Source organism: Streptomyces sp. NPDC054975 (assembly GCF_053609105.1).
In genome coordinates this window covers 36,842-53,645 of record NZ_JBSGWV010000006.1, presented here as the reverse complement: position 1 = coordinate 53,645, position 16,804 = coordinate 36,842, and the positions used below count along the sequence as shown (strand labels likewise).

At 72.5% G+C, this 16,804-nt stretch carries 14 protein-coding genes; 5 read left to right on the top strand and 9 right to left on the bottom strand.

Translation table 11 applies throughout. The annotated features are described in order from the left end of the window. Positions 1–252 precede the first annotated feature (252 nt). The 7 genes from ACWF79_RS09635 to ACWF79_RS09605 form a co-directional block, all read right to left on the bottom strand. Positions 253–1,239, bottom strand: a complete 987-nt coding sequence (locus ACWF79_RS09635; RefSeq protein WP_453727504.1) for an N-acetylglucosamine kinase — start codon at positions 1,237–1,239, stop codon at positions 253–255. Further along, positions 1,230–2,537: a 6-phospho-beta-glucosidase gene (locus tag ACWF79_RS09630; protein WP_453727503.1), complete on the bottom strand. Its 1,308-nt coding sequence runs from the start codon at positions 2,535–2,537 to the stop codon at positions 1,230–1,232. Before ACWF79_RS09630 ends, ACWF79_RS09635 begins: the two co-directional genes overlap by 10 nt. 9 nt (positions 2,538–2,546) lie before the next feature. Then, on the bottom strand, positions 2,547–3,449 hold the full coding sequence (locus ACWF79_RS09625; RefSeq protein ID WP_453727502.1) for a carbohydrate ABC transporter permease: 903 nt from the start codon (positions 3,447–3,449) through the stop codon (positions 2,547–2,549). Positions 3,450–3,451: 2 nt separating this feature from the next. Further along, positions 3,452–4,414: a carbohydrate ABC transporter permease gene (locus tag ACWF79_RS09620; protein WP_453727501.1), complete on the bottom strand. Its 963-nt coding sequence runs from the start codon at positions 4,412–4,414 to the stop codon at positions 3,452–3,454. Positions 4,415–4,432: 18 nt separating this feature from the next. Beyond that, entirely contained in the window at positions 4,433–5,770 is a 1,338-nt protein-coding gene (locus tag ACWF79_RS09615) for an ABC transporter substrate-binding protein (RefSeq protein ID WP_453727500.1), read from the bottom strand. 103 nt (positions 5,771–5,873) lie between these two features. After that, positions 5,874–7,088, bottom strand: a complete 1,215-nt coding sequence (locus tag ACWF79_RS09610) for an ROK family transcriptional regulator (RefSeq protein WP_453727499.1) — start codon at positions 7,086–7,088, stop codon at positions 5,874–5,876. Positions 7,089–7,242: 154 nt separating this feature from the next. After that, the gene (locus ACWF79_RS09605; protein WP_453727498.1) at positions 7,243–8,304 is read right to left on the bottom strand and encodes a mechanosensitive ion channel family protein; all 1,062 of its coding nucleotides are present in this window, start codon (positions 8,302–8,304) and stop codon (positions 7,243–7,245) included. Between the two features lie 246 nt (positions 8,305–8,550). Here ACWF79_RS09605 and ACWF79_RS09600 point away from each other — a divergent pair, with 246 nt between their 5' ends. Beyond that, positions 8,551–9,114 (top strand): HNH endonuclease, encoded by a 564-nt coding sequence (locus tag ACWF79_RS09600; protein WP_315893268.1) that lies wholly within the window; start codon positions 8,551–8,553, stop codon positions 9,112–9,114. Positions 9,115–9,157: 43 nt separating this feature from the next. On the opposite strand, the gene ACWF79_RS09595 is transcribed toward ACWF79_RS09600, so the two are convergent. Further along, the gene (locus ACWF79_RS09595) at positions 9,158–12,187 is read right to left on the bottom strand and encodes a beta-N-acetylglucosaminidase domain-containing protein (protein ID WP_453727497.1); all 3,030 of its coding nucleotides are present in this window, start codon (positions 12,185–12,187) and stop codon (positions 9,158–9,160) included. Between the two features lie 247 nt (positions 12,188–12,434). Between ACWF79_RS09595 and ACWF79_RS09590 the strand changes: the two genes are divergently transcribed. Genes ACWF79_RS09590 through ACWF79_RS09580 form a run of 3 tightly spaced genes read left to right on the top strand, consistent with a single transcriptional unit; the run spans position 12,435 to position 15,047 of the window. Continuing rightward, the gene (locus tag ACWF79_RS09590) at positions 12,435–12,656 is read left to right on the top strand and encodes a hypothetical protein (protein ID WP_453727496.1); all 222 of its coding nucleotides are present in this window, start codon (positions 12,435–12,437) and stop codon (positions 12,654–12,656) included. A gap of 58 nt (positions 12,657–12,714) precedes the next feature. Beyond that, positions 12,715–14,799, top strand: a complete 2,085-nt coding sequence (gene malQ, locus ACWF79_RS09585; RefSeq protein ID WP_453727495.1) for a 4-alpha-glucanotransferase — start codon at positions 12,715–12,717, stop codon at positions 14,797–14,799. A 20-nt stretch (positions 14,800–14,819) separates the two neighbouring features. Next, the gene (locus ACWF79_RS09580) at positions 14,820–15,047 is read left to right on the top strand and encodes a hypothetical protein (RefSeq protein WP_315893271.1); all 228 of its coding nucleotides are present in this window, start codon (positions 14,820–14,822) and stop codon (positions 15,045–15,047) included. 174 nt (positions 15,048–15,221) lie between these two features. Here ACWF79_RS09580 and ACWF79_RS09575 read toward each other — a convergent pair whose 3' ends face one another. Further along, on the bottom strand, positions 15,222–15,737 hold the full coding sequence (locus tag ACWF79_RS09575) for a MarR family winged helix-turn-helix transcriptional regulator (RefSeq protein ID WP_453727494.1): 516 nt from the start codon (positions 15,735–15,737) through the stop codon (positions 15,222–15,224). Positions 15,738–15,866: 129 nt separating this feature from the next. Between ACWF79_RS09575 and ACWF79_RS09570 the strand changes: the two genes are divergently transcribed. Continuing rightward, positions 15,867–16,793 (top strand): EamA family transporter, encoded by a 927-nt coding sequence (locus tag ACWF79_RS09570; protein ID WP_453727493.1) that lies wholly within the window; start codon positions 15,867–15,869, stop codon positions 16,791–16,793. The last annotated feature ends 11 nt before the right edge of the window (positions 16,794–16,804 follow it).

Below are 16,804 nucleotides of genomic sequence, written 5' to 3'. Positions count from 1 at the left end.
CAACGTGGCCTCCCCCTCGGTCCGACGTTCCCGGCCAGCAGTATGGCCTCAGAGACGCCACCCGCACACCAGGATTGACTGGATCTTGTTCCTATCGTTCCCCATCGCGCACCACCCCCGTGGGCGAATCCCCTGCCATGAATACGCTTTTCGGCCGTGATCGGTTCCCCCGCGAACCCACCCCGAACGGGTGAACGACGACCGGGGCGCCCCCGCGAGAGGGCGCCCCGGTGTCACCACGCCTGTGGGACGTCAGGCGTAGTGGCCTCGCAGCCGTGCCGCGGCCTCCGGCCCGGCCGCCACCGCGTCCAGGGCGAGGAGTGCCGCACCGAGCACCGGCGGGGACGTGACCACCCCGATCACGGCCTTCGGCGCCTTGGCCGCGAGGAGTTCCGCGATCCGGTTGTCCAACTCGGGGTGGCGCGCGGCCAGCACGCTGCCGCCGAGCATCACCGGAGCCTCCTCGTCGAGCAGTCCGAGCCGGCCGAGCGCGACTGTCGACATCGCCGTGACCTCCTCGGCAAGCCGGTGCACCAGCGAGCGGGCGACGGCGTCGCCCTCCGCGCTCGTACGGAACAGCACGGGCGTCAGTTCGTGCCGCCGCTCGTAGGGGATGGTCCCCCGGTGCAGCGCCTCGATCAGCGCGTACATGGTCGGCAGCCCGAAGTGCGCGGGCAGTGTCCGCGCGAGCGCGGTCGGCTCACCCCGGCCGTCCTCGGCGCGGGCCGCGAACCAGAGCGCCTCCTCCGCGAGTCCGCCGCCGCCGCCCCAGTCACCGGAGATCTTCCCGATCGCGGGGAACCGGGCGGTCCGTCCGTCCGGCAGCATGCCGACGCAGTTGATGCCCGCGCCGCAGACCACGGCGACCCCGCGCGGCTCGTCGAGCCCGGCGCGCAGGATGGCGAAGGTGTCGTTGTACACCCGTACCGAGCGGCTCCACCCCCTCGCCTCCAGGGCGGCGGTCAACTCCGCCTCCTCCACCGGGAGGTCGGCGTTGGCGAGGCAGGCGGAGACGTGCGCGAACTCCATCGGGAGGCCACCCTCGGCGGCCGACTCCCAGGCCCGCCCGACGATTTCCGCGACCGCGTCCAGGGCCGCTTCGACGCCGACCACGGGCGGCTGGAACCCGCCGCCACGCGCCGTGCCGAGCACGGTCCCGTCGCCCCGCACGACCGCCACGTCCGTCTTGCTGTTGCCCGCGTCGATCGCCAGGAGCACTCCGCCGAGGTTCACGCCCACGCCAGGTGCTCCCGGTTGTGCGCGATCAGCCGGTCGGTGAGCCCGTCGGCGTACGCGTGCTGCCCGACCAGCGGGTGCGCGAGCAGCGCCTTGAACACCCGGTCCCGGCCGCCGCGCAGGGCAGCCTCCAGGGCCAGGTCCTCGTAGGCCGTCACGTTCGCGATCAGCCCGGCGTACAGCGGGTCGAGCGGGGCGATGGGCAGCGGCACCGGGCCGCCGGGCCCGACCGTCGCCTGCACCTCGATGACGGCGTCGTCGGCGAGGAACGGCAGCGTGCCGTTGTTGTACGTGTTCACCACCTGGTACGGAGATCCACCGCCGCCGAGGAGCGATGCGGCCAGGTCCACGGCCGCCTCCGAGTAGAAGGCGCCGCCGCGCTTGGCGAGCAGGGCCGGCTTCTCGTCGAGCGCCGGGTCGCCGTACATCTCCAGGAGCTCCTTCTCCATCGCCGCGACCTCGGCCGCCCGCGAGGGCTTGGTCCCCAGCTCCCGTACGACCTCGTCGTGCGCGTAGAAGTAGCGCAGGTAGTACGAGGGGACGACGCCGAGGCGGTCCAGCACCGAGGGCGGCAGGTGCAGGTCCTCGGCGATGGCGTCCCCGTGCGCGGCGAGCAGCCGCGGCAGCACGTTCTCGCCCTCCGGCCCGCCGAGTCGGACACCGGTCTCCCACGTCAGGTGGTTGAGCCCGACGTGGTCGAGGTGGACCTCGGACGGGGCCACGTCCAGCAGCTTCGCGAACTTCCGCTGGAAGCCGATGGCCACGTTGCACAGGCCCACGGCCTTGTGGCCGGCCTGGAGCAACGCGCGCGTGACGATGCCGACGGGGTTGGTGAAGTCGATGATCCAGGCGTCCGGGTTGGTGCGCCGGACCCGCTCGGCGATGTCCAGGACCACCGGCACGGTCCGCAGCGCCTTGGCGAGACCGCCGGCACCAGTGGTCTCCTGGCCGACGCAGCCGCACTCCAGCGGCCAGGTCTCGTCCTGGTTCCGGGCTGCCTGGCCACCGACCCGCAGCTGGAGCAGGACGGCGTCCGCGCCCTCCACCCCGGCGTCGAGGTCGGAGGTGGTGACGATCTTCCCGTCGTGGCCCTGCTTGGCGAAGATCCGCCGGGCGAGCCCGCCGACCAGCTCCAGGCGGTCGGCCGCCGGGTCGACGAGGACGAGTTCGGTGAGGGGCAGGGTGTCGCGCAACCGCGCGAATCCGTCGATCAGTTCGGGGGTGTAGGTGGAGCCGCCCCCCACGACAGCGATCCTTGACGCCCGCGGGTTCGGGGGTTGGCCCCCGATCGAATGCAGCATGTCCGTCAGCTAGCCCTTCACTCCGGTCAGTGTGACTCCCTCGACGAATGCCTTCTGAGCGAAGAAGAAGACGAGGATCACGGGGGCCATGACCAGTACGGTCGCGGCCATGGTCAGGTTCCAGTCGGTGTGGTGCGCGCCCTTGAAGGACTCCAGGCCGTAACTGAGCGTGTAGGCCGCCGGGTTCTCCGAGGTGTAGATCTGCGGTCCGAAGTAGTCGTTCCAGCAGTAGAAGAACTGGAACAGCGCCACGGCGGCGATGCCGGGCCTCGCCATCGGGAGCACGACCTTGAGGAGGGTGCGCACCTCGCCGCAGCCGTCCAGCCTCGCGGCCTCGATGTACTCGTCGGGGATCGTCAGCAGGAACTGGCGCAGCAGGAAGATGGCGAAGGCGTCACCGAACGCCATCGGGATGATCAGCGGCCACAGGGTGCCCGAGAGGTCCATCTGCTTCGCCCAGAACAGGTACATCGGAATGATGATCACCTGTGGCGGCAGCATCATCATCGAGATGACGAGCAGCAGCGACAGATGCCGGCCCCGGAAGCGGAACTTGGCGAGCGCGTACGCCACCGGGATCGAGGACACCACCACGAGCGCGGTGCCGAGCCCGGCGTAGAGCAGGGAGTTCTTCCACCAGTCCAGGAAGCCCGGTGTGCGGAAGACCCGGACGTAGTTGTCCCAGTGCCAGGTGTCCGGCGTGAGGTCGCGGGTCAGCGCCTGCTGGTCGCTCATCAGCGAGGTCAGGAAGACGAAGACGAACGGCAGCACGAAGAACAGGGCCGCGGCGATCCCGAGGGAGTGCACGGCGATCCAGTGCAGCAGCGCCTTGCGCCGGGCCGTCCTCGCGGCGGCCCCGGCGGAGGGCGCCTCGCCCACAGGACGTTCGAGAGTGGATACGGAGGAGGACATGGTCAGTCACCCGAGCCGATCAGGCCGCCCCGCCGGCGCATCAGCAGCGCGGTGAAGGCCATGGAGAGGGCGAACAGGACGAGGGCCACGACGCAGGCCGCGCCGTAGTCGAAACGGCCGAAGCCGAGGTTGTAGACCAGCTGCGGCAGGGTCAGCGTCGAGTCGTCCGGGTAACCCGGCTCGAAGGTCTGTCCTGAGCCGCCCATCACGCCGGACGCCACCTTCGCCGCCACGATCGGCTGCGTGTAGTACTGCATCGCGCCGATGATCCCGGTGACGACCGCGAAGAGCACGATCGGCGAGATGTTCGGAAGGGTGACGTAGCGGAAGCGCTGCCAGGCCGAGGCCCCGTCCAGCTCCGCCGCCTCGTACTGCTCCTTCGGCACGTCGAGCAGCGCCGCCATGAAGATGACCATCAGGTCCCCGACGCCCCACACGGCGAGGACGGTCAGGGCCGGCTTGGCCCACGCGGTGTCGTTGAACCACGAGGGCGCGGGGATGCCGACGGCCTCCAAAAGCGAGTTGACCGGTCCCGTGCCCGGGTTGAGCAGGAAGACGAAGGCCAGGGTCGCGGCGACCGGCGGGGCGAGATACGGCAGGTAGAAGAGCGTACGGAAGACTCCGGCACCCAGCTTGATCTTGGTGATGAGCATGCCGATGCCGAGGCCGAAGACCACCCGGCAGGCGACCATGACGACCGCCAGCCAGAGGGTGTTCTGCATCGCCGGCCAGAACTTCGGCAGGTCGGAGAAGACGTACGTCCAGTTGTCCAGGCCCCGCCACGTCGGCGGGTTGAGCCCGTCGTACTTCATCAGCGAGAAGTAGACGGTCGAGACGAGCGGGTACGCGAAGAAGACGCTGAAGCCGATCAGCCAGGGCGACATGAACGCCGCGGTGCGAAGCGCGCCGCGCACGCGCTTCGACCGCAGCGCCGCCTGACGCCCGTCGAGGGTGTCGGAGGACATGAGGTACCGGTCCTGCTCTTACTTCGCCTGGGCGATGTCGCGGTCGACCTGGGCGGCGAGGTCCTCAAGGCCCTTCTTCAGGTCCTTGACCTGGCCCTTCTCGTACTTCTGGGCGAAGTCCTGGAAGGTGTCCTGGTACGTGGAGCCGTTCACCGCGCCGTCGGAGGTCGAGGACTCGGGGTGCTGGGCGATCTGCAGGAAGACCTTGAAGTTGTCGTCGGCCTTCAGCTTCGGCGACTTCAGGGCCTCCAAGGTGGAGGGGACGTTGCCGATGCCGTTGGCGAACTCCACCACGGCCTCGGTGTCCATGGTCATGTACTTGATCAGTTCCCAGGCCGCGTTCTGCTTCTTGCTCTGCGGCGCGATGCCGATGATCGTGCCGGAGAGGTAGCCCTTGCCGTACTCGGCCACCTCGTCGTCGGCGACCGGCAGCGGCGCGACGCCGACCTCGAAGTCGACCTTGGCGTCCTTGATGAAGTTCAGCCGCCACTCGCCGTCCAGCTGCATGGCGACCTGGCCGGTGTGGAAGGGGTGCTTCGCGCCCCACTCGTCACCGAAGGTCGTGCGGTACTTGTCCAGCTTGGCGAACCCGCCCAGGCTGTCGACCAGCGACTTCTGGTACGTCAGCATCTCGGCGAAACCGGGGTCCTTGGCGAAGTTCGACCTGCCGCTCTCGTCGAAGTACGTGTGGTCCCACTGCGACATGTAGTGCGAAGGGACGGTCTCGTAGCCGAGGTAGTTCGGCATGAAGCCGAGCTGCTCGTAGCTGTCGCCCTTCTCCTTGGTCAGCTTCTTCGCCACGGCGCGGAACTCCGACCAGGTCTTCGGCGGGGCGGTGATGCCGGCCGCCTTGAAGGCGTCCTTGTTGTAGTAGAGCCCGTACGCGTCGGAGAGCAGCGGCAGCGAGCAGCGCTTGCCCTCGAACTGGGTGTAGTCCTGCAGGACCTTCGAGAACGTCTTGTCCAGGTCCACCTTGTCCTTCTCCAGGAAGGGCTTCAGGTCCGCGAACGCGCCCGAGTGGCAGAACTTGCCGACGTTGGAGGTGGTGAACGAGGCGGCCACGTCGGGACCGTTCGAACCGCCCGCGCGCAGGGCCTGGCTCAGCTTGTCGTCGTTGATGTTGCCGATGACCTTCACCGTGATGTTCGGGTGGGCCTTCTCGAAGCGGGCGACGTTGTCCTGGATCGCCTTGACCTCGGAGGGCGCCGACCAGCCGTGCCAGAAGGTGATCGTTGTCTTCGCGTTCGGGTCGTCGCTCGCCTTGTTGTCCGCGGCGCCGGTACAGGCCGAGGCGAGAAGGGCGACGGAGGCGGCGGCGGCGAGGGCGACGGCGGCTCTGCGCGTGCGTGCGGGCATGACGAGACTCCCTGTGGCGGACGGGGCGGAGAGACGGGGGTACGGCGGACTGCTGGCGGTTCTCGGGTGGCCGGAGGGGCAGGGGCGCCGGAGGCGGGCGGCCCTACCGGGACGTGTCGAAGACCTCGTCGCGGGTGGTGGCGAGGGCGCTCTCCAGCGCCCCGCGCAGGACGGGGCTCTGGTCGACGCCGCCCAGGACGAGCCTCGGCCGGGAGGCGGCGAGCTCGGCCAGCTCGGACTGGACGCGCTCGCGCAGCGGCTCTCCGCCGGCGACGATCGCATCGCCGGAGAGGACGACGAGTTCGGGGTCGAGTACGGCGACGAGCGAGGCGAGACCGGTGGCGAGGCGCTCGGCGTACTGGTCGAGCAGCGCCGCGTACCGGGGGTCGTCGTGGTGGTGGCCGGCGGCGTGGCTGAGCAGCCGGACCGCGGTGGGGACGTAGGGCTGCTCGGCGGTCTCGATGCCGAGCGACCGGGCGATCCGGGGTACGGCCTGGACACCGGCCAGCTCCTGGAAGCCGCCGGAGTTCGCCTTGGTGACCTGCCGTACGAGCGGGGTGCCGGGCACGGGCAGGAAGCCGACCTCGCCGGCGCCGCCGGTGAAGCCGCGGTGGAGCCGTCCGCCGAGGACGAGGGCGGCGCCGAGGCCCTCCTCGTTCCACAGCAGCACGAAGTTCTCGTGGTCCCGCGCGGCGCCCAGGCGCTGCTCGGCGACGGCCACCAGGTTGACGTCGTTCTCGTACTCGAACGGCATCGGGAGCGCGGCCGCCAGCTCCGTCAGGAGCGTGGGGGAGTGCCAGCCGGGCAGATGCGAGGCGTACCGGAGCCGGCCGGTGGCCGGGTCGAAGGCGCCGGGGGTGCCGATGACCAGGCGGTGCACCTCGGCCCGGGTGATCCCGGCGTCCTTGACGGCGCCGTCGAGGGCGGTGGTGACCTGGCGTACGACGTCGTCCGCCGCGCGCCCCGGGGTGGTGAGCTCGAACGCGCCGACGACCTCGCCGGTGACGTCCGCGACGGCGGCCCGGATCCGCTGCGGGGTCACGTCGAGCCCGGCCGCGTACGCGGCCCGCGCGTTGATCGCGTACAGCTGGGCGCTGGGGCCCGGCCGGCCGGCGGTCGTGCCGGTGGCGACGACCAGCCCGGCGGCCTCCAGCCGGGCGAGGAGCTGGGAGGCGGTGGGCTTGGAGAGGCCGGTGAGGTTCCCGATCCGGGTCCGGGAGAGCGTGCCGTGCTCCAGGAGGAGGTCCAGGGCGGCACGGTCGTTCATGGCCCGCAGCACGCGCGGGGTGCCGGGGGTCCCCGGGCTCGTTCCGGCCATGACGCCGCACCTGCCTTCTGCACTGTTAGGAAAGTTTCCTATTCGGTGGGAGGACGGTAGGGCGGCCGTCACATGAACGTCAATACCCGCGAACGCACGAAGCCCCCGAAGGCAACCAAAGCGTTACCTACGGGGGCTCCGTCCGCGCGGTGCGTTACTTGTTGAGGTCCGGCCTCGGCAGCGGGCTCGCCGCCGCGCCCTGGGGGGAGGTCGGCGAGGCGAAGGCCGAGGGGGCCGCCATGCCGGCCGTCGGGTCCGCCGCGGACTCGTCCGCCTGCGCCGGGAGACCGCCGACGATCCGGATACCGGCCTCGTCCAGGCCGCGCTTGATCCGCCAGCGCAGCTCGCGCTCGACGCCCAGGGCCTTGCCGGGCATGGTCTTCGCCGAGACCCGCACGGTCATGGAGTCGAGGAGCACCTCGGTGAGGCCGAGGATCTCCACCGGACCCCACAGCCGCTCGTTCCACGGCTCTTCCTTCGCCATGGACGCCGTGGCCTCGTCGATCACCGACTTCACCCGGTCCAGGTCCTCCGTCGGGCGGACCGTCACGTCGACCGCCGCCGTCGCCCAGCCCTGACTGAGGTTGCCGATCCGCTTGATCTCGCCGTTGCGGACGTACCAGATCTCGCCGTTGTCGCCGCGCAGCTTCGTCACCCGCAGACCGACCTCGATGACCTCGCCGGAGGCCACGCCCGCGTCGACCGAGTCGCCGACGCCGTACTGGTCCTCAAGGATCATGAAGACACCCGACAGGAAGTCCGTCACCAGGTTCCGCGCGCCGAAGCCGATCGCCACACCGGCGACACCGGCGGAGGCGAGCAGCGGCGCCAGGTCGATCTGGAACGCGCCGAGGATCATCAGCCCCGCCGTGCCCAGGATCACGAACGACGCCACCGAGCGGAGCACCGACCCGATCGCCTCCGAGCGCTGCCGCCGCCGCTCCGCGTTGACCAGCAGCCCGCCGAGCGCGGTGCCCTCCACGGCCTGGGCGGAGCGGTTCATCCGCTCTATCAGCTTCGTCAGGGCACGGCGGATCGCCATCCGCAGCAGCAGGGCGACGACGAGGATGAGCAGGATCCGCAGACCGGTGTTCAGCCAGGTGGACCAGTTCTGCTCCACCCAGCCCGCGGCGTTCGACGCCTTCTCCGCGGCCTCGTCGAGGGTGACGGGGACCTTCTGCGGATCGTCGGCGGTCTGCAGGGCGGACCAGGGCACGAGAAACCTCCAGGCGTGGTGTACGCGAGCATCCACACTAACGGGGCACAAGGTGTGTTCCTGGTGAGCCGTTCGAGGGAGAGACCGACCTCACGCGGGGAAGTACCAGGAGACGATGCCGATGTGGTCGAGAACACTCCCAGCCCGTTACCGGTACGTGGTGGCGTTCCGACCAGGCATGAGGAGAGACTGAGAGCAGTTCGTCCCGGCGCGAGCCACGCGCCGCCGGCGTATTAGGAGGCATCCGTGCCGCATGTCCTGGTCCTCAACGCGTCGTACGAGCCCCTCGGCGTCGTACCGCTCCGCCGCGCGCTCGTCCTCGTCCTCGAGAACAAGGCACTCTGCCTCGAGGAGTCCGGCGCCTTCCTGCACAGCGAGACCCGCGTCATCCCCGCACCCAGTGTGGTCCGGCTGAAGCGGTTCGTGCGGGTCCCCTACCGGGGGCCCGTTCCTCTGACCCGCAGAGCCCTCTTCGCCCGCGACGGCGGGCGTTGCATGTACTGCGGTGGCGTCGCAACCAGCGTCGACCACGTCATTCCGCGCAGCCGCGGGGGCACGCACGCCTGGGAGAACGTCGTGGCGGCCTGCCGCCGCTGCAACCACGTCAAGGCCGACCGCCACCTGCACGACCTGGGCTGGCGGCTGCGCCATCAGCCCGCGCCGCCCAGCGGCCTGGCCTGGCGGATCATCGGGACCGGACACCGGGACCCGCGCTGGCTGCCGTACTTGCAGCCGTACGGCGCGGACGACGTGATGGCCCGGATCGACGCCGTCTCCACCGCCCCCACGGGGGCCGTGAAGACGGGTTGAGCCGGGCCTTCGTCGTCAGGGGCGCCTCGGGGAGGCGCCCCTCCTACGGCTGCCCGGGGCGCTCCGGCTGCTCCGTCCGCTCCGGCGTTGCGGGCGTGGCCGGAGGGGCCACCGCGTACGTCTCCACCGACCAGAGCGAGTAGCCGTACTCCGTCGCCCGCGCGTCGCCCTGGACCCGCAGGAAGCGGGTGTCCGCCGCGTCCATGCGGACGCTCTCGCGCCCGCCCCGGCCGTCGGTGACCGTCGCCGCCGTGCGCCAGGTGCGGCCGTCCGCGGAGACCTGGATGCGGTAGCGGGAGGCGTACGCGTCCTGCCAGTGCAGGACCACCTGTCCTATCCGGGCCGGGCTCGTCAGCTCCAGCTGCCACCAGGCGCCGTCCTCGGCCGGGGACGACCAGCGGGTGGCCGGGTCGCCGTCCAGGGCGGAGACCGCCGGGAAGTCGGGGGTCTCGTCGCCCGAGGAGGAGGCCGTCGCGGTGCGCGCCAGGTCCGGGCCCGCGGTGCGCGGGAACGCGCGGACCGTCAGGACCCGCTCCTCGCCCGCGAAGGAGACCGGCACCTCGTAGGAGCCCGCGGGCACGCCCGGCGCGACCGACACCTGGAGCGGCACCGTCGCGCGCGTGCCGCGCGGAATCCGGGCCTCCTTGGGCAGCCGCACCGAGATGCCCTTCGGCGCCCGCGCCGTCAGCGCCCCGCGCACCTCGTCGGCGGACCGGCCCACCAGCCGGACGTCCACCCGCTGCGCGGAGCCGCCGATCTCGGCGTCCGTCTCGGCGCGGGCCAGCTCCAGTTCGGCGCGCGGCTCGTCCGCGAACCACGGCACGAGGGAGCGCACCCGGGGGGCGCCGTGCCCGTCGGCGTCGTTCCACACGATCCGGACCGCCTCCGCGCGCAGCCCCTTCAGGTCCGTCTGCGTCCAGCCGGTCGGGGAGACCGGGCCGAGCGCACGCCAGCCCTCGCCGGGGACGTACGCCTCCACGCGCGCGGAGTCGCCCGAACCGGGCTCCGTCATCACGGTCACGGTGTCCACGGGCCGTGAGCGGTCCAGGCGCACGGTGTACGCCTCCGGCTCGACGTCCACGTCCAGGTCGGCCGCCCGCCCGGCCCGGCGGTCGCGGTCGGCGCCCGTCCAGGCCGCCGCCTCCGACACCGCCCGCGTGAGGAAGGGGTCGAGGACGCCGGCGCCGACGGTCGCCTCGCTCGCCTGCACCGCCTCGCGCAGGGGCTCCAGCCGCAGCTGGGACTGCCAGGCCGCCGCGCCGTCGCCACGGGCCTGGGCGAGCAGCATGTCGACCGCCGTCTCGCCCGCCAGGCCGTAGCGCGACAGCTGCTCCAGCCAGGGCCGTACCTCGTCGTCCAGGGCACCGTCGGCGGTCGCGGACAGCCGGCGCGGCGCCTCCCGCATCACGGTGAACGCCGCGCGCAGCTCGCGCGCCGCCTTCTCCCGTACCGCCTTGTCGGGGGATGTACGCGTGTTCCAGAACGCGGTCATCAGGGGCTTCAGGTACGCCGACTCGCCCGCCGGGTCGAGGAGTGAGGAGGCGTCGTTTCCGGCCAGCGCCCGCAGCGCCTCACGGGCGGCCGGGTTCGGGCCGGCCAGGTCGTCGACGGCGGCCCGCCAGGACTCCTGGGGTCGGTAGCCCTTCGGGTTCCAGGCGTAGTCGGCGGCGGTGAACAGCGGGATACGGGAGGCCGCCGGCTGCTCCATGGCGTTGGCGAGGAACGCGGCCGAGCCGGCCGCCACGGCCGGCTCGCGGCCCGTCGCGGGGCCGAGGAAGAGCCGGTCCTGGGCGTAGTCGTTGACCGGGTAGTTGTCCATCGTGACCAGGGGGTGGCCCAGCGCGTGGCGGGCGCCGGCCAGTTCGCGCCCGGTGATCGTGCGCGGGACGGCGCCGACGCCGGTCCAGGCGACCTGCACCCGGTCGTCGAGGCCCGCCGCGAGCGCCGTGCGGTACGCGGTGGCGCCGTCCTGGTAGTACTCCGTCGGCATCAGCGTCAGCGGCTCCGCGCCCGGGTGGCAGTCGGCCAGGTGCCGGGCCACCGCGTTCGCCACGCGCGCGTGGGCGGCCGCGCCCGCCTCGGGTCCGCGCCCGAAGGCGCGCCTGTCCTTCGCGCAGTGCCACTCGCTGTAACTGACGTCCTGGAACTGAAGCTGGAAGGAGCGCACCCCGAGGGCCCACATCGCGTCGATCTTGCGCGTGAGCGCCTTCACGTCGTCGTCCGAGGCCAGGCACATGGACTGGGCGGGCGCCACGGCCCAGGCGAGGGTCACGTGGTTGGCGCGGGCCCGCTCGGCGAGCGCGCGGAACTCGGCGCGCTGCTCGGCGGGGTAGGGGTCGCGCCACTGCGTCTGGCGGTAGGGGTCGTCGCCGGGCGCGTAGAGGTACCGGTTCTGCTTGGTGCGGCCCATGAAGTCGAGCTGGGCGAGCCGCTGGTCGTGGCTCCAGGGGCGGCCGTAGAAGCCCTCGGTGAGGCCGCGTACGGCGGTGCCGGGCCAGTCGCGGACGACGACACCGGGGATCCGCCGCGGGTCGCCGCCCTGCTCCCCCTGCCCGGCGATCAGCTGGCGGAGCGTCTGGACGCCGTGGAAGAGCCCGTCCGTGCCGACGCCGTCCAGGGCGACGGTGTCACGGCCCTGGAAACGGCCCGTCGCGAGCCGGTAGCCCCCGCGCGGCAGGTCGTCCCGCTCGGCCACGCGCAGCGCCCGCAGGGCGTCCCGGGAGGCGGCGGAGCCCACGCGGAACACGGTCCCGCCACCCGGCAGGGTCGTGTGGACGGCCCGTACGCCCGACTCCTCGAGCACCTCGCGCAGCGCGGCGACGGCGTACGGGTCGGCGTCCGGGTCCGCGAGCAGCGTCACCTCGGCACCGAGCGGCACGGCCGGACCGCTGACCCGCAGGGACTGCGGGCGCGGCCACACGGACGGCTCCGCCGGACTCTGCGGCACGTCGGGGGTGGTGACGGGGGAGACCGGGGCGGCCTGGGCGGCGCCGGTCAGCCCGCCGCCGAGGAGCCCGCCGATCACCGCGGCGGCCACGGCCGTCGCCGTCCGCTTCCTGCGCCCGAGGTGCACGGGAACTCCTCTCCGTCGCCTGTGACGTGGCCGCTGGGGGCCGCGCGGGGCTACCGGTGGGTCACGAGTGGGTCACGAGCCCACCACCCGCCCGGCGCGGGTGTCAATGCGGGTGGCCGATGTGTCGGGTTTGCCCACCGGGCTTTCGGCGAGGTGGCGTCGTTCACCTCACTCGCGCCGGTAAAACGGGGTGCGGTGGGTAGGGCTTGGTCGTTCCACCTGTCGAGACGAAGCCGGGAGAACCACCGTGACCGTGATCACCCCCCACACCACCGAGATACCCGTACCTAAACAGGGGCCGCTCACCAGCGAGCCGCCCCTCGCCGACGCCGCACCGCTGACCAGCGAGCCGCCGCTCGCCGACGCCCTGCCCCTCACCAGCGAGCCGCCCCTCACCTCGGCGGCCCCGCTCACCAGCGAACCCACCGCCCCGTGGAACACGGGCGGCACGGAGTACCCCGGAGTGTGACCCCGGGCCGCCGGGCCGCCGGTCGCGTCCGCCACCGACCAGACCTCTGGAGTGTGAAGTGACCCTGGCCCGCCTCGCCGCCCTCCATGGCGTCGCCACCGCGTACGAGCCGTCCGCGGGCGTCACCGTCCAGGTGCCCGACGCCACGGTCGTGGCCGTGCTCGCCGCCCTCGACGTCGACGCCGGTACGCCCGAGGCGGTCGACGCCGCACTGGAGGCGGCGCGGCTCGCCGAGCAGGCCCGGCTGCTGCCGCCCACGCTGGTGCGGTGGCAGGACGGCCCCGTCCGCCCGCCCGAGGGCCTTCCGTCCGGCACGCGGCTGCGCGTGACGACCGAGTCGGGCGAGCTGGTGGAGGGGCCCGGCTGGGACGGGCTGCCGCTCGGCGTCCACCGGGTCGAGGCGGTCGCCCCCGACGGGCGCGCCGGCACCGGCACGCTGATCGTCGCCCCGGCGCGCGTGCCCCGGCCCGAGCGGCGGGCCTTCGGGCTGCTCGCCCAGCTGTACTCGGTCCTCTCCACCCGCTCCTGGGGCATGGGCGACCTCGGCGACCTGCGCGAACTCGCCAGCTGGGCGGGCCGGACGCACGGTGCCGGGTTCGTCCAGGTCAATCCGCTGCACGCGGCCGTGCCCGGGGCGCCCACCGACCCGTCCCCGTACCGCCCGTCCTCCCGCCGCTTCCCCGACCCCGTCCATCTGCGGATCGAGGACGTGCCGGAGTACGACTTCGTGGGCCCCCGGTACCGCGACGAGCTGGACGCGATCGGGGCGGACGCCGCCGAGCTGCGCGAACGCGTGCTGCGCAAGGGCGCGTTGATCGACCGGGACGCGGTGTGGGAGGTCAAGCGGCGCGCCCTGGAGCTCGTGGCGACGGTGGAGCTCGGGCCCGGCCGGCGCGCCGAGTACCGCGACTTCCTCGCCGAGCGCGGCCGCGCCCTGGAGGACCACGCCACCTACTGCGCCCTCGCCGAGCGGCACGGGCACCACTGGCGGTCCTGGCCCGAGGAGCTGCGCGACCCGCGCTCGGCCGCCGCGGTCGTCCGCGCCGACGACGAGCTGTCGGCCCGGGTCGACTTCCACTGCCGGTTGGTCTGGCTGACGGACCGCCAGCTGGCCGCCGCGAGCGCGGCCGCGCGGGAGGCCGGGATGGCGGTCGGGATCGTCCACGACCTCGCGGTCGGCGTCCATCCCGACGGCTCCGACGCCTGGGCGCAGCAGGACGCGTTCGCCGCCGGCATGTCGGTCGGCGCCCCGCCGGACGCCTTCAACGCGCGCGGCCAGGACTGGGGTCTGCCGCCGTGGCGCCCCGACGCCCTCGCCGCCTCCGGCTACGCCCCCTACCGCGGTCTCCTGCGGGAGCTCGTGCGGCACGCGGGCGCCCTGCGGATCGACCACGTGATGGGTCTGTTCCGGCTCTGGTGGGTCCCCGAGGGCCTCGAACCCACCGAGGGAACGTATGTCCGTTACGACTCCGAGGCGATGCTCGCCGTCCTCGCCCTGGAGGCCCACCGGGCCGGCGCGGTCGTCATCGGCGAGGACCTCGGCACGGTCGAGCCAGGCGTCCGTGAACAGCTCGCGCGGCGCGGGGTGCTCGGCACGTCCGTGCTCTGGTTCGAACGGGACTGGTCGGGCACGGGCCGCCCGCTGGCCCCCGAGGAGTGGCGCACCGACTGCGTGGCCACGGCCACCACGCACGACCTGCCCTCCACCGCCGCCCGGCTCTCCGGCGACCATGTCACCCTGCGCCACCGGCTCGGGCTGCTCACCGGCGAGCTGGGGCCCGAGCGCGCCCGGGACGCGGCGGAGGTCGGCGACTGGCTGACGTACCTGGAGCGGCTCGGGCTGCTGCCGGAGGGCCCGGGCGACGAGGAGGCCGAGATCCGGGCCGTCCACCGGTTCCTGCTGCGGACGCCGGCCACGATGGTCGGGGTGTGGCTGCCCGACGCGGTGGGGGACCGGCGGCCGCAGAACCTGCCGGGGACCTGGGACCAGTACCCCAACTGGCGGCTGCCGGTGGCGGGCCCGGAGGGCCAGCCGATGACCCTGGAGGAGCTGGCCGCCTCGCCCCGGGCCCACCGCCTGCTCGCGGTGCTCCGATCCCCGGGGGGCGTCCGTACGGCACCCCCGGACGCGCGGGCTGTTTAGGTGTTCGCTACGTTTGCACCGTGGACAAGAAGAACGCCCTGCGCGCCGGTGCTGTCGCGGCCGGTACGACGCTGATGATGCTGCTCATGTCGTCTCCCGCGCTCGCGCTGACCCGCGACGACGGTGACGACCCGGCCCCCAAGCTGAGTGTCGTCGAGACCCTCGGCCTGTACGTCGCCGCGCCGATCGTGCTGTTCCTGGTGATCGCCGGTCTCGTGATGGTGCTCGACAAGTCCAAGAAGGCCTGAGGCCCCATCGCTTCACGAGGGCGCCGCACCGGTACATGAGTACCGGCGCGGCGCCCTCGCGTGTGTCCGGGAGGGCGTCGGGTTCGCCGAGTTCGACGGGCTGTCGCTCGTCGGTCGCGCTGACCGACGGCGGCGAGAAGGGCTCCGACAACACGCGCGGCCTTGAGGGCCCGTTCACACCACCGTCGTCGCGAGGAGCTTGCGCAGCAGCCCCGCCAGCTGCTCCGCCTCCTCGGGCGTGAGCGCGGCCTCCAGCGCCTCCCGCTGCTGCGCGAGACCGGCGCCGACCGCCTGGTCCACCAGCTCCATGCCGCGCTCGCTGAGCGTCACCCGCAGCCCGCGCCGGTCGTTCGGGTCGGGGCTGCGGCTGAGCAGCCCCGCCTTCTCCAGCTTGTCCAGCCGGCCCGTCATCCCACCGGTGGTGATCATCAGCGTCGCGGTGAGCTCGCGCGGCGAGAGGGTGTAGGGCTCGCCCGAGCGGCGCAGGGTCGCCAGCACGTCGAACTCCCCGAGCGACATGCCCCCGTAGGGCGCGTACGCCTTGTCGACGCGGCCGCGCATGGCCGCCGCCAGCCGGTAGATCCGCCCGAAGACGGCCATCGGAAGCGTGTCCAGGTCGGGGCGGACGGCCGCCCACTGGTCGGTGATGGCGTCGACGGCGTCGTGCGCCGGGGCTTCGCTGCTCTCCATGAAGTAAGCATCTCACGAGGAAGCCTCTTGCCGGTAAGTAGCTTACTGCTAAGCTACTTACCAACGAGCTGCTCGGAACGCTCCGGGTCAACGCTTCGAACCACGCTTCGAACCAAGGGGGGACCTCCCATGTCCCGTAAGGCCGCCGTCGTCGCCCTGACCGCGCTCGCCCCGATCTCCTGGGGCTCCACCTACTTCGTCACCACCGAGTTCCTCCCGCCCGACCGGCCGCTCTTCACCGGCCTGATGCGCGCGCTGCCCGCCGGGCTGCTGCTGCTCGCCGTCACCCGCAAGCTGCCGCAGGGCGCGTGGTGGTGGAAGGCCGCGGTCCTCGGGGCGCTCAACATCGGCGCCTTCTTCCCGCTCCTCTTCCTCGCGGCGTACCGGCTGCCCGGCGGGGTCGCGGCGGTCGTCGGCTCCGTCGGTCCGCTCTTCGTCGTCGGCCTGGCCGCGCTCGCCCTCGGCGACCGGCCGACCGTGCGGTCCCTGCTCACCGCCGTCGCCGCCGCCTTCGGCGTCAGCCTCGTCGTCCTGAAGGCGGGCGCCGCCCTCGACCTGGTCGGCGTGCTCGCCGGTCTCCTCTCGGCGCTGTCGATGTCGGCCGGCACCGTCCTCACCAAGCGCTGGGGCAGGCCCGAGGGGGTCGGCGCGCTGGCGCTCACCGGCTGGCAGCTCACCGCGGGCGGCCTGGTCATCCTGCCGATCGCCGCGCTCGTCGAGGGCGCCCCACCGGCCCTGGACTCCACCCATCTCCTCGGCTACGGCTACCTCGCCCTCGGCAACACCGCGATCTCCTACTTCCTCTGGTTCCGCGGCATCGAGCGGCTGAGCGCCTCCTCGGTGACCCTCCTCGGCCCGCTGTCGCCGATCACCGCGGCCGTCGTCGGCTGGGCGGCCCTCGGGCAGGCGCTGGGTCCGGTGCAGCTGATCGGTATGACGATCGCCTTCGGCGCCACCCTGGTGGGCCAGCTGAGCCCCAGGAAAACGTTCAGTTCAACTGAACGAATCACTCGAAAAGTTTCGATGGACCTGGAGGTTTCCTCGGTGCGACGGTAGAGGCCACACCG

Bases quoted from the DNA above. Each gene is read 5' to 3' on its own strand.
- ACWF79_RS09630 (WP_453727503.1), bottom strand. From the start codon at position 2,537: ATGCTGCATTCGATCGGGGGCCAACCCCCGAACCCGCGGGCGTCAAGG.
- ACWF79_RS09625 (WP_453727502.1), bottom strand. From the start codon at position 3,449: ATGTCCTCCTCCGTATCCACTCTCGAACGTCCTGTGGGCGAGGCGCCC.
- ACWF79_RS09620 (WP_453727501.1), bottom strand. From the start codon at position 4,414: ATGTCCTCCGACACCCTCGACGGGCGTCAGGCGGCGCTGCGGTCGAAG.
- ACWF79_RS09615 (WP_453727500.1), bottom strand. From the start codon at position 5,770: ATGCCCGCACGCACGCGCAGAGCCGCCGTCGCCCTCGCCGCCGCCGCC.
- ACWF79_RS09610 (WP_453727499.1), bottom strand. From the start codon at position 7,088: ATGGCCGGAACGAGCCCGGGGACCCCCGGCACCCCGCGCGTGCTGCGG.
- ACWF79_RS09575 (WP_453727494.1), bottom strand. From the start codon at position 15,737: ATGGAGAGCAGCGAAGCCCCGGCGCACGACGCCGTCGACGCCATCACC.
- ACWF79_RS09570 (WP_453727493.1), top strand. From the start codon at position 15,867: ATGTCCCGTAAGGCCGCCGTCGTCGCCCTGACCGCGCTCGCCCCGATC.